We start from the raw sequence: 17,015 nt of genomic DNA, 5'->3' as shown, positions 1-17,015 counted from the left end.
TTCACTCTCTGGAGAAAGGTGCGCAATCGTTCTACTAGCTGGTTTCCGCCGCCTTCATCTGGCCGGTGATGATCGGCCTCGGCATGCTCTATGTACCGCTGGATAGCGTGGTAAAAGTCTTCTCGGTTGGGTATGTGCTGGTCTGCATATCGGTCGTGGTCTCGATGACAGTCGCGGGTTTCTTCATTGGCAATGTGATGAAGATGTATCCCATCGACTCGGCCATTGTCACCTGCTGCCACAGCCGCCTGGGTGGAACTGGGGACGTTGCAATCCTCTCTGCCTCTAATCGCATGTCGCTGATGCCTTTTGCTCAGATTTCAACACGCATCGGTGGAGCATCGACGCCAACTCAATGCACAATCGCGGACATAAGGTCGTGATTTTGTCATGAATTGAAAACCCGTTGTCGCCAAATGAAAGGCTGTCCATCCCCCCGTCTATAAAATCCCAGAGACCTGCGTGGCAAGCCCCTGCCCTTTGCTGCTCGCCTGACCGGCACGCTCTCCGGTCTTGCCCGCAGCCATAAAACTACCGGGTGCCCGTCTCGGGTGCCCTAGCGGGTGTCACGATGGATAAAAAAAATAAAGACCTCTCCCAGCAAGCTGCAATGCACACGCTGAACCTGAACCCGGCCTTCGGTCCTCGCGGGCGCGACCTGCTCGGAACCGCCCGGATGGTCCTGCGACAGGTGTTGAAACAGCCCGTGCATAGCGCTCGCCATATGGCGGCATTCGGCGTTGAGCTGAAGAATGTCCTGCTCGACCGCTCCCAGCTCGCGCCGGCGGCGGGAGACAAGCGCTTCGACGAGCAGACCTGGCAACGCAACCCGCTCTACCGTCGCTACAAGCAGACGTACCTGGCCTGGTGCCAGGAGATGAATGAATGGATCAGCACCAGCAACCTGAGCGAAGAAGACGCCCAGCGTGGTCAGTTCGTCATTGGCCTGCTGACCCAGGCAATGGCGCCGACCAATACCCTGGCCAACCCGGCAGCGCTCAAGCGCTTCTTTGAAACCGGCGGCAAGAGCCTCCTGGATGGTTTCTCCCAGCTGACCCGGGACCTGATCGAAAACGGCGGCATGCCAAGCCAGGTGGACAAGACCGCTTTCGAGGTCGGCCACAACCTGGGCATCACCGAAGGTGCGGTGGTGTTTCGCAACGAGGTGCTGGAGTTGATCCAGTACAAGCCTCGTACCGAACAGGTGCAGGCGCGTCCATTACTGGTGGTGCCGCCACAGATCAACAAGTTCTACCTGTTTGACCTGACGCCGGAAAAGAGTCTGATCCGTTATCTTCTCGACAGCGGTATCCAGACCTTCGCCATCAGCTGGCGCAATCCGGGCAAGGCACAGCGTGATTGGGGTTTGTCCAGCTACGTTGAAGCCCTGAAGGAAGCGATCGACGCGGTGCTCAAGATCACCCGCAGTCCCGACCTGAACACCTTTGGCGCCTGCTCCGGCGGTTGCACCCTGTCCTCGCTGTTGGGCCATTACGCCGCCCTGGACGAGAAGAAGGTCAATGCCTTTACCTTGGCGGTCAGCATGCTGGACATCCGCCCCGACACTCAGGTCGGGCTGTTCGCCGACGAGAAAACCCTGGAGGCAGCCAAGCGCCGTTCGTACCAGGCCGGTGTACTGAAGGGAAGCGAACTGGCCAAGGTCTTCGCCTGGATGCGCCCCAATGATCTGATCTGGAATTACTGGATCAACAACTACCTGCTCGGCAACGAGCCACCGTCATTCGATGTGCTCTACTGGAACAACGACACGACCAATCTGCCCGCCGCGCTGCACGGCGACTTCATTGATATGTACCAGACCAATCCGTTCGCCCGCGCCGGCGCCATGGAGGTTTGCGATACACCGATAGACCTCGGTCAGGTCACCAGTGACTTCTATTGCATCGCAGGCCTTACGGACCACATCACCCCGTGGGACGCCTGCTACCGTTCCATGCATCTGTTTGGCGGTCAGGGCGAGTTCGTGGTGTCCAACAGCGGGCATATCCAGAGCATCCTCAATCCGCCGGGCAACCCCAAGGCGCGCTTCATGACCAGCAGCGAACTGCCGGTCGATGCCCAGGAGTGGATGGACTCCGCCAGTAAACAGGCGGGTTCCTGGTGGCCCCACTGGCTGGCCTGGCTGCAGGCACGCTCGGGCGATCGCAAAAAGGCTCCCGCGAAACTGGGCAACAAGGCTTATGCCCCTGCCGAGGCTGCGCCGGGAACCTACGTGCACCTGCTCTGAAACGGCGATCGCCGGACGTGTGCAAGGTGCCTTTCATGAGCAGGTGCTGGCACCCTTCGCGCAAATGTCTTAGCCACAAACAACCAGGCCCCGATTGAAATTGGGGCCTGGCGAGGATCAAACGGCGTCAGGACTTACGTCCTCCGCCATCTTTGTGCTGACCTCCTTCGCGTCCCGCTTGAGAGGTTTTGTCCTGGTCATCGGCATGGGTGCCGCCACGACCGGCTCCTTGCCCGCCGCCCGTGGATTGATCCGCATCGCTTGATTGCCGTCCACCCGATGCCTGGCCACCTTTTTGCCCTGGCTTGTCCATGGTGTCGTCATCGTCGGTAAATTCGCCACCGCGATTACCTTGCCCGCCTCCGGACATGCGATCTGTATCGCGGGTCTGTTGGCCGCCTGAAGCCTGACCACCTTTCTGGCCCGCCCCGGTTGCCCGGTTGGGATCGTTGGTCATTTCACCTTGCTTGCCGGCTTGTTTAGCCTTGTCTGGGTCATTGGAGAAATTGCCGGGATTTTTATTTCCTGTATTAGCCATTTCTATTCACCTCTTACATCGTTAGTTCGAGCATTCGCTCGTATACTTCGGAGGTCACGGCAAGTTGAAAGTTTGGCGCAATTGAGCAGGCTTGCGACGAGTGGAATCGCGCCGTTAGTTCCATTGAAATCAAGGGCTTTCGACTGGCGGTGGGCGCTGGCGAAATGCGTGAAAACAGCCACTTTTCCATGGAAAATGGTCAATATTCACCAGGTGGGATAGTTAAAAAGAAGGTTTACAAACGCCGAATTCCGGAGGACAGCCAATGACCGAGCATATCGCTCACTTTCACTGTCAGATCGACCAGCCGACCACCGAGCGTTTCAGGGATTGCTGCCTGGAAGCCATCGATCAGGGCGCCACGTCACTGCTGCTGATCCTGTCCACCTGCGGCGGCAGCACCAACTTCGGCTTCACCCTCTATACCTTCCTGAAGTCCTTGCCGGTGCCGCTTTGTGCGATCAATGCCGGCAACATCGAGTCGATGGCATCATCATGTTCCTGGCCGCAGGCCGACGTATCACCTCGCCCCATGCACGCTTTCTGATTCACCCGATGAACTGGTATTTCAGCCAGAAATCCGTCGACCACCAGCGCCTGCGCGAATACCTGTCGAGCCTGGACAATGACCTCGCCCACGAGATGAAGCAGATGGTGTTTGCCGACGATGTCAACCACTGGAAAGTCAGTGGTGGGTGATCCGCCTACAAGCTGGGCACCCCACGATCGGCGATGGCGGAGTATCAGGCAACAGGGATGTTGGATGTGCTGGCCTCATCGCCAGCAAGCCGGCTCCTACGGGGATCTGCGGCGAACCTAGGGTTTGTGAACGCCACCAAACAGTGTAGGAGCCGAGCGCATCTGCAACTCGATAGCGACCACAGACCGGACAATCTCTCTCCTCCCACGGGCCATGACACTGAATGCGTTCAGCGACACCTGCACAAACCAGACAGCTCATGGGATCACCATTATTTTTTTGTTAGTTTGTAGCTGATCCGTCTTTTTTTCAGCCGCTTTAATCTAATAACTCACCGCGTATTCAATTACCGGACCCCCAGTCATAAGTCGGGGGCTTGAACCATTGGGATGTACCTCAGCACGGTACCGAGCCCATGGATGTCTGGCTCAATAGCGGGATCTGTTTTTTCGAAGAAAATCCCCGATGCTTAGGGCTAATTCCACGCCTACAACAGCGTGTGCGACTGCCGATCAAGCAGAGCAGCTGTCTTGCGACTAGCTTTACCTCGAACACTAAAGCCTCCGCCCACAACTCAACCAGGTAAATGTTCGTTATGACTAAAAAAATCGACCTGACGATCACCCACGATTACCTCAATCCGTTTGCCTCGCCGGATAACCCCAAGCTAAGCCCCGGCCTGGTGGACTACCTGTCGGATAGCGCCTGGCACCACCCCGAGCTGTGCCTGCAGATTTGCTGCCCGCAAGATGAGCGAGAACGCCTGCAGCAAGCCATCAGCAATACCTTTGCGCAAAAGAGCGAACAACTCAGAGGAGATATTCGCTCCCAGCGGCTGGTAGCGCTGACACTCTTGGGCTTGGCACTAGCCTTGGCACTGGCAGGCACGGCTCTGGGTATTGAAGGCACCATCCCCGTGGGAGTCGTTACCGTCACCGCGTGGATGCTGCTCTGGCGCAGCGGGGAGATATTTTTTCTGGATATCCGCAGCGCTAACCGGCAGTTGCGTAAGTACCAGCGCATCGCCAGCGCATCAAAGCAGTTTGATTGAGGTTGGCGCAACCACAGGAACGCACTGCACGGCTGACTCAAGAGCAGGCGAATTCCTAAAAAACGACTGTCAGCCACCAACAAAAAGAGCCCTCGAAGGGCCCTTTTGTACTCAAACCAGACTCACTGGCCAGCCAAGACTCGACGGTCGCGGAGGCTCGCCAGTGTCGAGCCTCTTCAGGCAGGTTGATGTCGGCGAGTTCTCCAGCAATGTGCGCGTATACGCCGCTTTCCCAGGAACTTCGCTCTTGCGTTGTTGCGAAGGTCCGAGCACCCGCCGCGCGGCACGCCAAGCACTTCATAGGTGCCTGCCGAGCCGGTCGGCGACTGTAGACGTCGCTAATGGTCCGCCACGTTCTTCTCTTCGCTCCTGTCTGCCCCTCAGCCGTGATACTGCGGATCGGGATCCGGCATCGGCGCATCCGCCAAATGTGCATCGTGGTGCCCGGTGTCAGTCAGCTCGGGCGTTGCGGCATCCGGGTGCAACGGGCTATCCGGGGGCGGTTGGTGATCCAGCGATAGCGCTGGATCTGGGTGGCTGAGGTGGGCTGCATCCACGCCACCGAGCTGTAGGTATTCCTCGACTGACGATCGCGCTGAATTATCTCCATGCTGGGCCGATGTGCTGTCGCTATGCCTATCGAGCCCTGCCAAATGATCAGCATCGGTCTGGGCAAATTGCAGGTAAAGATCCACGGTTGAAGGCTGGGCGGTCGTAGCGTGCGCCGCATCGCCAGCACTTGCTTGCTGTGCCGTCCCATCCGGAGAGTCCTGGTGCTCTGCCGGCGGGTTGTCAACTGTGGAGGGCTCTACAGCCATATTGGCCATATGCCCCGACACGCTTGGTGCATCGTTGACAGCTGCCGCACTCATGACACTCAGGTTGGGTACATCATTGAGGCCAGTCAGGGTGATGGTCACGTTGTGCGTGGTGCCATCGACACTACTGACCGAAAAGTGCTCAGTCAGTTGTTCACCTTCGGCCAATTGCTGCACGGCAGCCTGGTTGTTGTCGGCGCTGTAGTGCCAGGCACCGCTGGCGTCGATATCGAGCAAACCATAAGAGCCCACCAGCGCGTCCGCACCGTTATGCGCTACGAACGACGCTCCGTTGTCGTCGGGGTCGCTGATGGTGAGTTGACCGTTGGTTTCCAGTAAATGGGGGGTATCGGTGTAGCCTTCTTTCTGGACGTTGCCAATATCGACGCCTGCAATCACCGCCGCCTGGTTAGTGCCGGTCAGCGTGATGATCAGGTCCTGTGTCGCTGCCGCACCTTGACTGTCAGTGACGGTCATCGCAATGGTCAGTACCTGCGTCGCCCCTTCGGCAAGGTGCTGCCAGGCCGCATCGGCCGGGTCGAAGCTGTAGCTGCCATCGGCATTCAAGGTGAAGCCTGCCACGCTCGCGCTGGTGCTGTAGATCAGCGTGTCGCCGGTGTCGATATCGGTGCCGAGCAACTGGCCAGTGACCATGGCACCCTCTTCCATCGCGTCCTGCGCGCTGATGGCGTTGAGTAGCGGCACATCATTGGTGCCAATCAACGTCACGCTGATCTGGTGCTGGGTGCCGTCGGTACTGCTGACGGTGAAATAGTCGCTGACCTGGGCACCCTCGCCCAGTTGTTGAATGGCAATCTGGCTGTTATCCGCCGTGTAGTGCCAGGCGCCGCTGGCGTCGAGGGTCAGACTGCCAAAAGTGCCCAAGAGCGGGCTGCTGCCACCGTGCGCGACGAATTGAGCTTCGTCGCTGTCAGGGTCACTGACGGTGAGCTGGCCCCCGGTTTCCAGTTGGCCGGTGACACTCTGATCCTCAATGACGCTGCCGCTATCTACCCCGGCGATCACGGCACCCTGGTTCGTACCGGTCAGCGTGATGGTCAATATCTGCGTGGTACTGGCGCCGTGATTATCAGTGACTGTCAGCGGGATGCTCAGGGTCAGCGTCGCACCGGCGTTCAGGCTTTGATAGGCCGCGTTGCTCGGGTCGAAATGGTAGGTGCCATCGGGGTCGATAGTAAAACCATCGACCGTAGCATTACTGCTGTAAGTCAGCGAATCGCCGGTGTCGACGTCTGTCGCCGTTGCATGGCCGGTGATGGCAGCGTCGCCTTCGGTGATCGTACGTGCAGTCAGCACGCTCATGACTGGCAGGTCGTTGCTGCCGGTGATGGTTATCACCAGGTTTTGCGTGGCTGTCGCACCTTGACTGTCGGTGACGATGATCGGAATGGTCAGTACCTGCGTCGCCCCTTCGGCAAGGTGCTGCCAGGCTGTATCGGTCGGGTCGAAGCTGTAGCTGCCATCGGCGTTCAAGGTGAAGCCGGCTACGCTCAACGTACTGCTGTAGATCAACGTGTCGCCCGTGTCGGTATCGGTGCCGAGCAACTGGCCAGTGACCCTGGCGCCCTCTTCAATCGCGTTTTGCGCGGTGAGCACACTCAGCACCGGCACATCGTTGGTACCGTGCACCATGATGCTGATCTGGTACGGCGTACCGTCGGCGCTGGTCAGACTGACATTATCGGTCAGGGTCGCGCCTTGGCCCAGGTGTTGAATGGCATCCTGGGCGTTGTCCGCCGAGTAGCGCCAGGTGCCGTCACCGTGTAACTCCAGGGTGCCATAGGCGCCCTGCACGGTCTGCGCATTGATAATGCCTTCGCCGGTATCGACGTCAGTCAGGTGGATCTGCCCGGAAACCACCAGTTGACCATTGGTGACATCCTGGTCCTCAGTGAGGTCGCCGGTGCGCTGCCCCGTGATGCTGGCGGCATCGTTGGTGCCGTGGACGTCGATGGTAATGACCTGCGTGACTTCACCGCCATGTTGGTCTCTGCCGTGAGCAATGAAGGTCTCGCTAACGACTTGGCCATCCTTGAGCGCCTGCACCTGAGGTGAGTTGCCATTGAGCAGGTAGTTCCAGGTGCCATTGGCATACATCACAAAATGGCCATACGCACCAGCCGTGTTCATGCCAGTCCACTGGGTGATGTCGCCGGTATCCACGTCATTGGTGGTCAACTGGCCATGACTGTTGGACGTGGTGTCTTCCGTGGTGCTGCCGCGCACGTCGCCGCCCACCACGGGCAGGTCGTTACTGCCGCGGATGGTAATGATCACGTCCTTGCCCGCCGATACACCGTTGCCGTCGACGGCCGTGACATGGAATGTCTCGGTGAGACTGTCGCCCGCGTTGAGTGCCTTGACAGCGGGGTTCAGCACATTGAGCGTATAAATCCAGGCGCCATCGCTTGCGACTTCGAAATGGCCATGAGCGCTGTCCACGGACTGCGGGTTGACCGTCGCGACGTCGCCGGCATCCGGATCGCCCGCCAGCAGCTTGCCGCTGGTCTGGATGATGCTTCGATCGGTAACGGAACCTGTAGTCGCACCGTTGATCACCGGCGCATCGTTAATCCCGCTCACCCGTAGACGGATCTGTTCCAGGGCCATATGACCGTTGCCGTCTCTGACCTGCACGGTAAAAGTGTCAGTGAGTTGTTGGCCCGCAGCCAGGCTTTTCAGTGCTGAGTTGGCATCGGCCTGATCGAGCTGATAGTGCCAACTGCCGTCCGGATCAATCGACAGCGTGCCAAATTGGCCTTGCGAGCTCGATACCAGGCTGAAGCTGAAAGTCTCGCTGATATCCGGATCGAGGACCGGGATTTTTCCAGCCAGTGTTTCCTTGCCGCCAGGTACGGCGATGCCGTCAGTGACACTGGGGATCATCGGGCCGTCGGCCGTGCCATACACGGTCACGACGACTTCACGTGAGCTGGTCCCGTTGTGATTGTCGATGACATTGACCCAAAAGCGTTCGACGACTGACTCGCCGGCATTCAAGTACTGCGCCTTGGCATTGTCGAGGTGGTAGGACCAGTCACCGTTGTTGTCGATGCTGAAATCGCCGAGTTGGCCTTTGCCATCCTGCACGCTCCAGGTCGTGCTGTCGCCGGTGTTCAGATCCTGCACCGCGAGACTGCCACTGGCGGTGAACTGTTGGTCCTCGATCGTCGTGCCCTGGAGCACGCCGATGATTTGTGGTGTGTCGTTGGTACCATTGATGGTCACGGTGAACTGCGTTTGCACCTTATTGCCACTGGCGTCAACGCCGTTAACGTTGAAATACTCCTGGACTGACTGTCCTTCATTGAGCGCCTGGACCTGCGCCGCATCGTTATGCAAGTTATAAACCCACGCTCCGTCGGGCCCCAGGGTAAGGACACCGAAGGTACCGTTGACGGGCGTCACCTGCCAGGTGACTGGGCAGCCGATGGGCGAAACGCCGGTCAGCAGGCCTGAGCGTATGAGTGAAACATCCTCGGTCACGCTGACACTGACTGACGGCAGGGTCAGCGGGGGCGTGCCGGTATCACCGCCGCCTGTGCCTGGATCGGGCGGCGCGTCAGGGGCCTGGGTGCCGACCACGCTGACGTTGACGAAGCATTCCACGCTAACGCCCTGATTGTCAGTCAGTAACACACGAAAGCTATCCGTCGCCTGATCACCAGGCTGTAACGCCTTGGTGTCGGCGTCGTTTACGTCGAGCGTGTAGGTCCAGCGTCCATGGTCGTCGAGCGTCAAGGTACCGAACGTGCCCTGGCCGTCACTGAGGCTCCAGGTGTTGGTGTCGCCCTGATCCGGGTCGTAGCCGACCAGCCGCCCGGATGCGGTGTGTGAGACGTATTCGAACACCACGCCGGTGGTAACGCCGCTGATGACCGGCGCATCGTTGGTGCCGTGCACCGTGATCGTGACCGGCTGGTAGGTGACGCCGCCATTCTGATCGTGCGCCGCGATGGTGAAGGTTTCGGTGACGGACTGTCCTTCGGCGAGGGCCTGGACGTACGCCTGCGAGTCGAACAGCTGATAGGTCCACTGCCCATCGGTGTTCAAGGAAAAATGGCCGTAGGTGCCGGCGTACTGACTCTGCTCGAAGCTCGACTGGTCGCCGCTGTCCACATCATTGACGCAGAGGCGCCCGGTGACGCTGTTCTGCTGGTCTTCGGTGACATCACCACTGTCGACGCCACTGATAAACGGCGCATCGTTGTGGCCATGAACCGTGATAGTGATGTCCTTGAAGTCGGTCGCACCGTGCGGGTCGGTCACCTGGACGCGGAACGTCTCGGTTGCGCTAGCGCCCTGCCCCAAGGCATCGACACTGGCCGAGCCCGTGTCCAGCTGGTAGGTCCAGACACCCTGCGCATTGAGGGTCAGCGTACCGAGCTGACCATGCGGCTCGCCGATGATGGCCCAACTGGCGGTATCACCGATGTCCACATCGCCAGGCAGCAACTTGCCGCTGACACGGGTAGCAATGTCCTCGGTTACTTCGCCGCTGCTGGTACCGCCGATGTATGGGCCGTCATTGGTCCCATGGACCTGCACCTGAATCGTGGCGGAGCTGCGCTCACCAGCCGCGTCAGTGATATTGACGACGAAGCGATCGACGACCGTCGCACCTTCGGCGAGTCGATCCGCTTTGTCGTGGTCGAGCGTGTAGGTCCAATGCCCGTTCTGATCGAGCGTCAACGTGCCGTAACTGCCAACACTCTGTCCGCTGTAACCATCGATCGACCAGGTCAACGTGTCGCCGATGTCCGGGTCGCCACTGGCAATAGTGCCTTGGGCAGTGGTCGAGCCGATCTGGTCCTCGGTCACATCTCCCGTGAGCGCGGGCGAATTCGGGTCGATGGCCGGGCCGTCATTGGTGCCGGTGACCTGAAGGGTGACCTGCTGATCGGCATGACCGCCGTGGTTGTCGGTGACGCGTACGATGAAGCTGTCTTGTGGCGTGTCGCCAGCCTTGATCGACTGTGAGCGCGCAACATCGAGGCGATACGTCCAATTGCCGTTCTGATCGATGCTGAGCGTGCCATAAATACCTTGGGGCGTGAGCACCTGCCACGTCCCCAGCTTGTCGCCTGTGTCGATGTCGTTGAACGACAGCGCACCGCTGGCGGTCATGGTCCGGTCTTCGACCACGCTACCCTGATGAGCGCCGCTGATGGCTGGATTGTCGTTGCTGCCGTTGACCTCGATCGAGATCACCTGATTGACCGGCGTGCCGGACGCATCGGTGCCACGCACGGTAAAGTTATCGGTATGGCGCTCGCCCACCGCCAGGGCCTGGGTGGCGGCGCGTGAGTTGTCGAGGCTGTAGTTCCAGGTACCGGTCGAGGTGTCGAACGTCAAGGTGCCGTAGGTACCGCCGCCGTTGACCAGCGACCAGGTGAAGGTGTCACCGGTGTCCGGGTCGGCATGAGTCAGGGTGCCGCAAACCGCGCTCTGCAGGTCATCCTCGGTAACCGCTGCGGTGCTGCTGCCACTGATCACGGGCAGATCGTTGGTCCCGCTGATGACGATGTCCACGGTCCGCTGCGTGATAGCGCCGTGGTTGTCGGTGACGGTGGCAATGAAGCTGTCGTGCACCTGCTGGCCGGCCGCCAGGGCCTGGGTCGCTGCGCGACTATTGTCCAGGGTGTAAATCCAGCTACCACTTGCGGCGTCGAGGGCCAGGGTGCCGTAGCTGCCCTCGGTCGACGTCAGGCTCCAGGACAGACGGGCGTCGGAATCGACATCACTGGCCACCAGCAGGCCGGTGGCCGTGCGTACGGCGGCATCTTCAGTGACCGCGCCGATGAGGACGGAGCTCGGGCCAATCTGCGGCGCATCGTTGGTGCCCAGCAGGGTGACCGTGATCTGATGCGCCGTTCCATCAACGCTGCGCACGGTGAATGTGTCCGTCACCGTCGCGCCTTCGCTCAGTTTCTGCACGGCCGCAAGGTTGTTGTCGGCGCTGTAGTGCCAGGCGCCACTGGCATCGATGGTCAGACTGCCATAAGTGCCCGCGAGGGCGCCGGTGCCAGTGTGCGGCGTGAATGCCGCCTCGCCTTTGTCCACGTCGCTGATGGTCAGTTGGCCGCCGGTTTCCAGTAGATGACCGCTGGTGACCAGGTCTTCGGTGACGCCGCCGCTATCGACGCCGGCGATGGCCGCACCCTGGTTGGTGCCTGTCAGGGTGATGGTCAGGATTTTCGTCGCAGTGGCGCCGTGGTTGTCGGTCACCGTCAGCGGGATGCTCAAAATCTGCTTCGCACCGGCGTTCAGGCTTTGATAGGCCGCGTTGCTTGGGTCGAAATGGTAAGTGCCGTCCGGGTCGATGCTGAAACCATCGACCGTCGCCGACGTGCTGTAGATGAGCACATCGCCGGTGTCGATATCGGTGGCAACGGCCTGGCCGGTGATCGCGACGCCTCCTTCGGTGGCCGTGCGTGCAGCTAGCACGCTCATCACCGGCAAATCGTTGCTGCCGGTAATGGTAATCACCAGGTTCTGCGTGGCTGTGGCGCCGTGGTTGTCGGTCACCGTCACCGCAATGGTCAGGACGTGCTGTGCCCCTGCGGCCAGGTGTTGGTAAGCCGCGTCGCCGGGGTTAAAGCTGTAACTGCCGTTGGCATTGAGAGTGAATCCGGCAACGGTCGCGGTTGCGCTGTAACTCAGCGTATCGCCGGTGTCGATGTCGGTCGCCGTCAGTTGCCCGGTGACCTTGGCACCATCTTCCACCGCGTTCTGCGCGGTGATGGCGTTGAGTACCGGCACATCGTTGGTACCGTTCAACGTGATCGTCACGGTATGCGGGGTGCCGTCGACGCTGGTAATGGTGAAGTGTTCGCTCAACGTGGCGCCCTGCCCCAGTTGCTGCACCGCCGCCTGGTTGTTGTCGGCGCTGTAGTGCCAGGCGCCGCTGGCGTCGATACTCAAGCTGCCGTAGCTACCGGTCAGTGCCGCGGCACCCGAATACTCGGTAAATACCGCTTGGTCGCTGTCCGGATCGCTGATGGTCAACTGGCCAGCCGCCTCCAACAGATGCGTGCCCGGGGAGTCAAAGTCCTCGGTGACGCCACCGGTATCCCGCCCGGCGATGACGGCACCCTGGTTGGTGCCGATCAGGGTAATGCTCAAAATCTGCGTCGCCGTACCGCCGTTGCCGTCGTTGACGCTCACCGGGATGTTCAGGGTCTGCGTGGCACCGTCAACCAAGTGCTGGTACGCGGCGTTCGACGGGTCGAACGAATAAGCGCCATTGGCGCTCAGGGTGAAGCCCGGTACCTGCGCCGAAGTGCTAAAGCTCAGGATGTCGCGAGTATCGACATCGGTGGCATTGAGCTGTCCGTGTACCACGGCACCGCCTTCCAGCACGTTCTGGGACGGTACATTCAGCAGCACCGGGTTGTCATTGGTACCCCGCACACTGATGACGACGTCCTGACGAGCCGACGCGCCATGTTCGTCGGTGACCAGCACACTGAAGTGCTCGCTGACCTGTTGCCCCTGCGCCAGACCTTGGGTGGCTGGACGACTATTGTCCAGGGTGTAGGTCCACTGGCCGCTGTCCTCGTCGATGGCCAATGAGCCGTAGACACCAGACGCAGACACCAGGCTCCAGTTGAGCTGGCTGCCGTTATCGACGTCACTGGCGCTCAGCGCGCCGACTACCGTGTTCGCCGTGGCGTCCTCGGTGATCGCACCGGTGGTAATCGAACTCTGGCTGATCACCGGCACATCGTTGGTGCCGCTCAGGCTGATGATCAGGGTCTGCGTGACGCTGCCGCCATGGTTGTCGGTGACCGTCAGCGGGATGCTCAGGGTCAGCGTCGCACCGGCGTTCAGGCTTTGATAGGCCGCGTTGCTCGGGTCGAAATGGTAGGTGCCATCGGGGTCGATGCTGAAACCGTCGACATCGGCCGACGTGCTGTAGGTGAGCACGTCGCCGGTGTCGATGTCGGTCGCCGTGGCATAACCGGTGATGGCCGCGTCGTCTTCGGTGGACGTGCGTGCGGTCAGTACGCTCATCACCGGCAGGTCGTTGCTGCCGGTGATGGTAATCACCAGGTTCTGCGTGGCGGTGGCGCCGTGGCTGTCGGTCACCGTCAGCGGGATCGTCAGGACCTGCCGGGCCCCTTCGGCCAGGTGTTGGTAAGCCGCATCGCCGGGGTTAAAGCTGTAGCTGCCATCGGCGTTCAAGGTTAATCCGGCCACGCTCGCGGTGCTGCTGTAAATCAGCGTGTCGCCGGTATCCACGTCGGTGCCGACGAGCTGCCCGAAGACCCTCGCACCATCCTCGTCGGCACTTTGTGCGGCGATAGCATTGAGTACCGGCACATCATTGGTGCCGATCAGCGTCACGCTGATCTGGTGCTGAGTGCCGTCAGTGCTGGTAACGGTAAAGTGGTCGCTGACCTGGGCGCCCTCGCCCAGCCGTTGAATGGCAATCTGGTTGTTGTCCGCCGTGTAGTGCCAGGCGCCGCTCGCATCGAGGGTCAGACTGCCATAGGTGCCCAAGAGCGGACTGGTGCCGTCGTGCGCGACGAATTGAGCTTCGTCGCGGTCAGGGTCGCTGATGCTCAGCTGGCCCCCGGTTTCCAGTTGGCCGGTGGCACACTGATCCTCAATGACGCTGGCGCTATTCACCCCGGCGATCACGGCACCCTGGTTGGTACCGGTCAGCGTGATGGTCAGCATCTGCGTTGCCGTGCCGCCATGATTGTCGGTCACCGTCAGCGCGATACTCAGGGTCAGCGTCGCACCGGCGTTCAGGCTTTGATAGGCCGCATTGCTCGGGTCGAAATGGTAGGTGCCATCGGGGTCGATACTGAAACCGTCGACATTGGCCGACGTGCTGTAGGTGAGCACGTCGCCGGTGTCGATGTCGGTTGCCGTGGCATAACCGGTGATGGGCCCGTCGCCTTCGGCGGCGTTCTCGCCCGCATGCACGTTCATCACCGGCAGGTCGTTGCTGCCGGTGAGCGTGATGAGCAGGTTCTGCGTCGCCGTGGCGCCGTGGCTGTCGGTCACCGTCACCGGGATCGTCAGGATCTGTTGGGCCCCTTCGGCTAGGTGTTGGTAAGCCGCATCGCCGGGGTCAAAGCTGTAGCTGCCGTCGGCATTGAGGTTGAAGCCGGGGGTGAACGAGGTTGTGGCGTAGCTTAGCGTGTCGCCAGTATCCACGTCGGTACCGACAAGCTGGCCGTACACGACGGTGTCGTCTTCGGTGAGATTCTGCGCCGGGATCTGCAGCAGCACAGGGTTGTCATTGGTTCCGCGCACACTGATATCGATGTGCTGTTGCGCTACTGCGCCATGCTCATCGGTGACCAGCGCAGTGAAGTGCTCTGTGACCTGCTGACCCTCTGCCAGGGCCTGGGTGACAGGACGACTGTTGTCCAGGGTGTAAATCCACTCGCCACTGAGCGAGTCGATGGACAATGTACCAAAGGTTCCCTCTATCGGCTCCAGGCTCCAGCTGAGCTGGCTGCCGATATCGACGTCGTTCGCGACCAGCACACCCGTCACCGTGTTCTGCGTAACGTCCTCCAGGATCGATCCGCTAGTGATGGAGTCGTGACTAATAACCGGCACATCGTTGGTACCGGTCAGGGTGACATCGATGTTCTGCTGGGTGCCATCGACGCTGGTAATCGTGAAGTGATCGGTCAGCGTGTCGCCTTGCCCCAGTCGCCGCACAGCTGCCTGTTTGCTATCAGCCGCGTAATGCCAGGCACCGGACGCGTCAAGGGTCAGCACCCCGTATCGGCCGGCCAGGGCGTCGCTGGCGCCGTGGGGCGAGAACCGGGTTTCGCCGCTGTCGGGATCGCTGATGGTCAGCTGCCCGCCCGTTTCCAGCAGGTCCGTGCTGCTGGTGTTGTCGTCGGAGACCGTTCCGCTGAGCGCGCCACTGATGACGGCTCCCTGGTTAGTCCCGGTTACGGTAATGACCAGATTTTGCGTGGCCGAACCACCATGTTCGTCGGTGACTGTCAGCGGGATAACCAGCGTTTGCTGAGCCCCGGCGGGTAACGATCGATAGGTGCTGTGGGCCGGGTCGAAGCTGTAGCTGCCATCCGGATTGAGGGTGAAGCCGTCGACCTCGGCTGCGGTGCCAAAGGTCAAACTGTGGCCATCATCCACGTCGCTGGCATTGAGTTGTCCCGTCAACAGCGCGTCGCCTTCAGCGGCTGTACGCGCAACGAGGGTGTTGAGCACTGGCAGGTCGTTGCTGCCGGTGAGATTGATCACCAGGTTCTGCGTGGCGGTGCCGCCATGGCCATCGCTGACCGTTACCGGGATGACCAATTGCCGCGTGTCGCCTTCGGCCAGGTACCGGTAGGCGGAGTTGCTTGGGTCGAAACGATAGCTGCCATCCGCTGCCAGGATGAAGCCAGGTACATCGGCAGTGGTGTTGAAACTGAGCTGGTCGAGCGTGTCGACATCGGTGGCAGTGACTAGCCCCTGAATACTGTCGCCATCTTGCGTCGCCTGGAGCGAGTCGATGCGACCAATGATCGGGTCATCATTGAGTCCGATGATGGTGATGTTCAGGCGCGCGGAGGATGTCGCACCGTACTCGTCGACCACACTGGCGAGGAATGACTCAGTAGCCAACTCGCCCTCGGCGAGCCCCTGAGTCGCGCCTCGGTCGTTGTCGAGGTGATACTGCCACTGGCCGGTGGCCGCATCGAGCGTCAATTCGCCGTATTGGCCGTGCACGGTGTCGACCTGCCAGTGCAGCTGGGCGCCCTGGTCTGCGTCCTGAGCCTCAAGCTGACCGCTGGCGAATGTTTGCCCGTCTTCGCGACTGCTGCCGGTGAGTACCGAACCTTGAGTGATTTGCGGGCGGTCGTTGGTGCCTTGCAGGTCAATGCGAATCAGCAGATCGACGGGCGCACTATGGCCCGAACTGGCGCGCACCAGAAACTCCTCGATGACATGCTGGCCTTCGTTCAGCCCCTGAAACGCCGGGCTTGTTTCGTTCGGGGTGTAAAGCCAGCGGCCATCGGGCGCGACTTGCAACTGTCCGTACACGCCATCCGGCGCCAGCGCCTGCCATTGGACAGCCGCGCCGGCCTCGCCACCGCTTACACTCAGATGGCCGCTGATCTGATGTTGACTATCTTCAATCACACTGCCGGCGAGATCACCGGCAGCCAACAATGGCGACGAGCCTTCGTCGCGGCCCGATGCGTGCGGAGTAAGCAGTGCGCTGGCATCGCCTCCGACAGGCACCAGGTCGGTAGCCGGTAACGCTGCTGAACCCAGGTCAGCTGTCACAAAAGCCCGGGCCGCAGTGTTGATGCTCGGCGAAGGCATATTGCCGCCAGCATCGGCATCGAAGCCAGTCGGGCTGTATGCAGGTGTCGCAACGACTGGCACCTGGCCAGGCTCGGGCAATGGCTGCTCGGCGCTGGCATACGCCGGGGCACTGCCATGCGGTTGCTCGGGGGCACCGCCGGCGTGGGGTTGCTCGCCAGGCAGTGTTTCCCCTTGCTTGTCTTCGGTCCAGCCCAGCGGGCTCTTTTCCTCAACCGGATCTTGCTTGCCCAGTGGCTGCTCATGCGCACGCAGGCGCTTGGCGGCTTCGTCCGGGCTCATCCCCGGGTGTGCGCCAAATGTCGAACCGTCAAAATTATTGGTCATGG

Annotated in this window: 4 protein-coding genes and 2 pseudogenes; 4 read left to right on the top strand and 2 right to left on the bottom strand. The window is 60.7% G+C overall.

The window, feature by feature from the left end:
* Positions 1-8 precede the first annotated feature (8 nt).
* Positions 9-383: pseudogene (locus tag QMK58_RS15185) on the top strand (aromatic amino acid transport family protein); the annotation flags it as partial.
* A gap of 188 nt (positions 384-571) precedes the next feature.
* Complete coding sequence (gene phaC, locus QMK58_RS15180; protein ID WP_320394922.1) at positions 572-2,248, top strand: class II poly(R)-hydroxyalkanoic acid synthase; 1,677 nt, start codon at positions 572-574, stop codon at positions 2,246-2,248.
* 127 nt (positions 2,249-2,375) lie between these two features.
* Here phaC and QMK58_RS15175 read toward each other — a convergent pair whose 3' ends face one another.
* Positions 2,376-2,786 (bottom strand): KGG domain-containing protein, encoded by a 411-nt coding sequence (locus QMK58_RS15175; protein WP_320394921.1) that lies wholly within the window; start codon positions 2,784-2,786, stop codon positions 2,376-2,378.
* A gap of 265 nt (positions 2,787-3,051) precedes the next feature.
* Between QMK58_RS15175 and QMK58_RS15170 the strand changes: the two are divergent.
* Both QMK58_RS15170 and QMK58_RS15165 read left to right on the top strand, forming a co-directional pair.
* Positions 3,052-3,485: pseudogene (locus QMK58_RS15170) on the top strand (ATP-dependent Clp protease proteolytic subunit).
* A gap of 596 nt (positions 3,486-4,081) precedes the next feature.
* Positions 4,082-4,537: a hypothetical protein gene (locus tag QMK58_RS15165; RefSeq protein ID WP_320394920.1), complete on the top strand. Its 456-nt coding sequence runs from the start codon at positions 4,082-4,084 to the stop codon at positions 4,535-4,537.
* A gap of 380 nt (positions 4,538-4,917) precedes the next feature.
* Here QMK58_RS15165 and QMK58_RS15160 read toward each other — a convergent pair whose 3' ends face one another.
* Entirely contained in the window at positions 4,918-17,013 is a 12,096-nt protein-coding gene (locus QMK58_RS15160; protein ID WP_320394919.1) for a VCBS domain-containing protein, read from the bottom strand.
* Positions 17,014-17,015 lie beyond the last annotated feature (2 nt).

Source organism: Pseudomonas sp. P8_241 (assembly GCF_034008315.1).
Taxonomy (GTDB): Bacteria; Pseudomonadota; Gammaproteobacteria; order Pseudomonadales; family Pseudomonadaceae; genus Aquipseudomonas.
The sequence above is the reverse complement of the archived record's forward strand: the minus strand, read 5'-3'. Positions and strand labels throughout refer to the sequence as shown.

What these genes read in the sequence shown, in the direction of transcription:
- phaC (WP_320394922.1), top strand. Translation starts at nt 572, where the DNA reads ATGGATAAAAAAAATAAAGACCTCTCCCAGCAAGCTGCAATGCACACG.
- QMK58_RS15175 (WP_320394921.1), bottom strand. Translation starts at nt 2,786, where the DNA reads ATGGCTAATACAGGAAATAAAAATCCCGGCAATTTCTCCAATGACCCA.
- QMK58_RS15165 (WP_320394920.1), top strand. Translation starts at nt 4,082, where the DNA reads ATGACTAAAAAAATCGACCTGACGATCACCCACGATTACCTCAATCCG.
- QMK58_RS15160 (WP_320394919.1), bottom strand. Translation starts at nt 17,013, where the DNA reads ATGACCAATAATTTTGACGGTTCGACATTTGGCGCACACCCGGGGATG.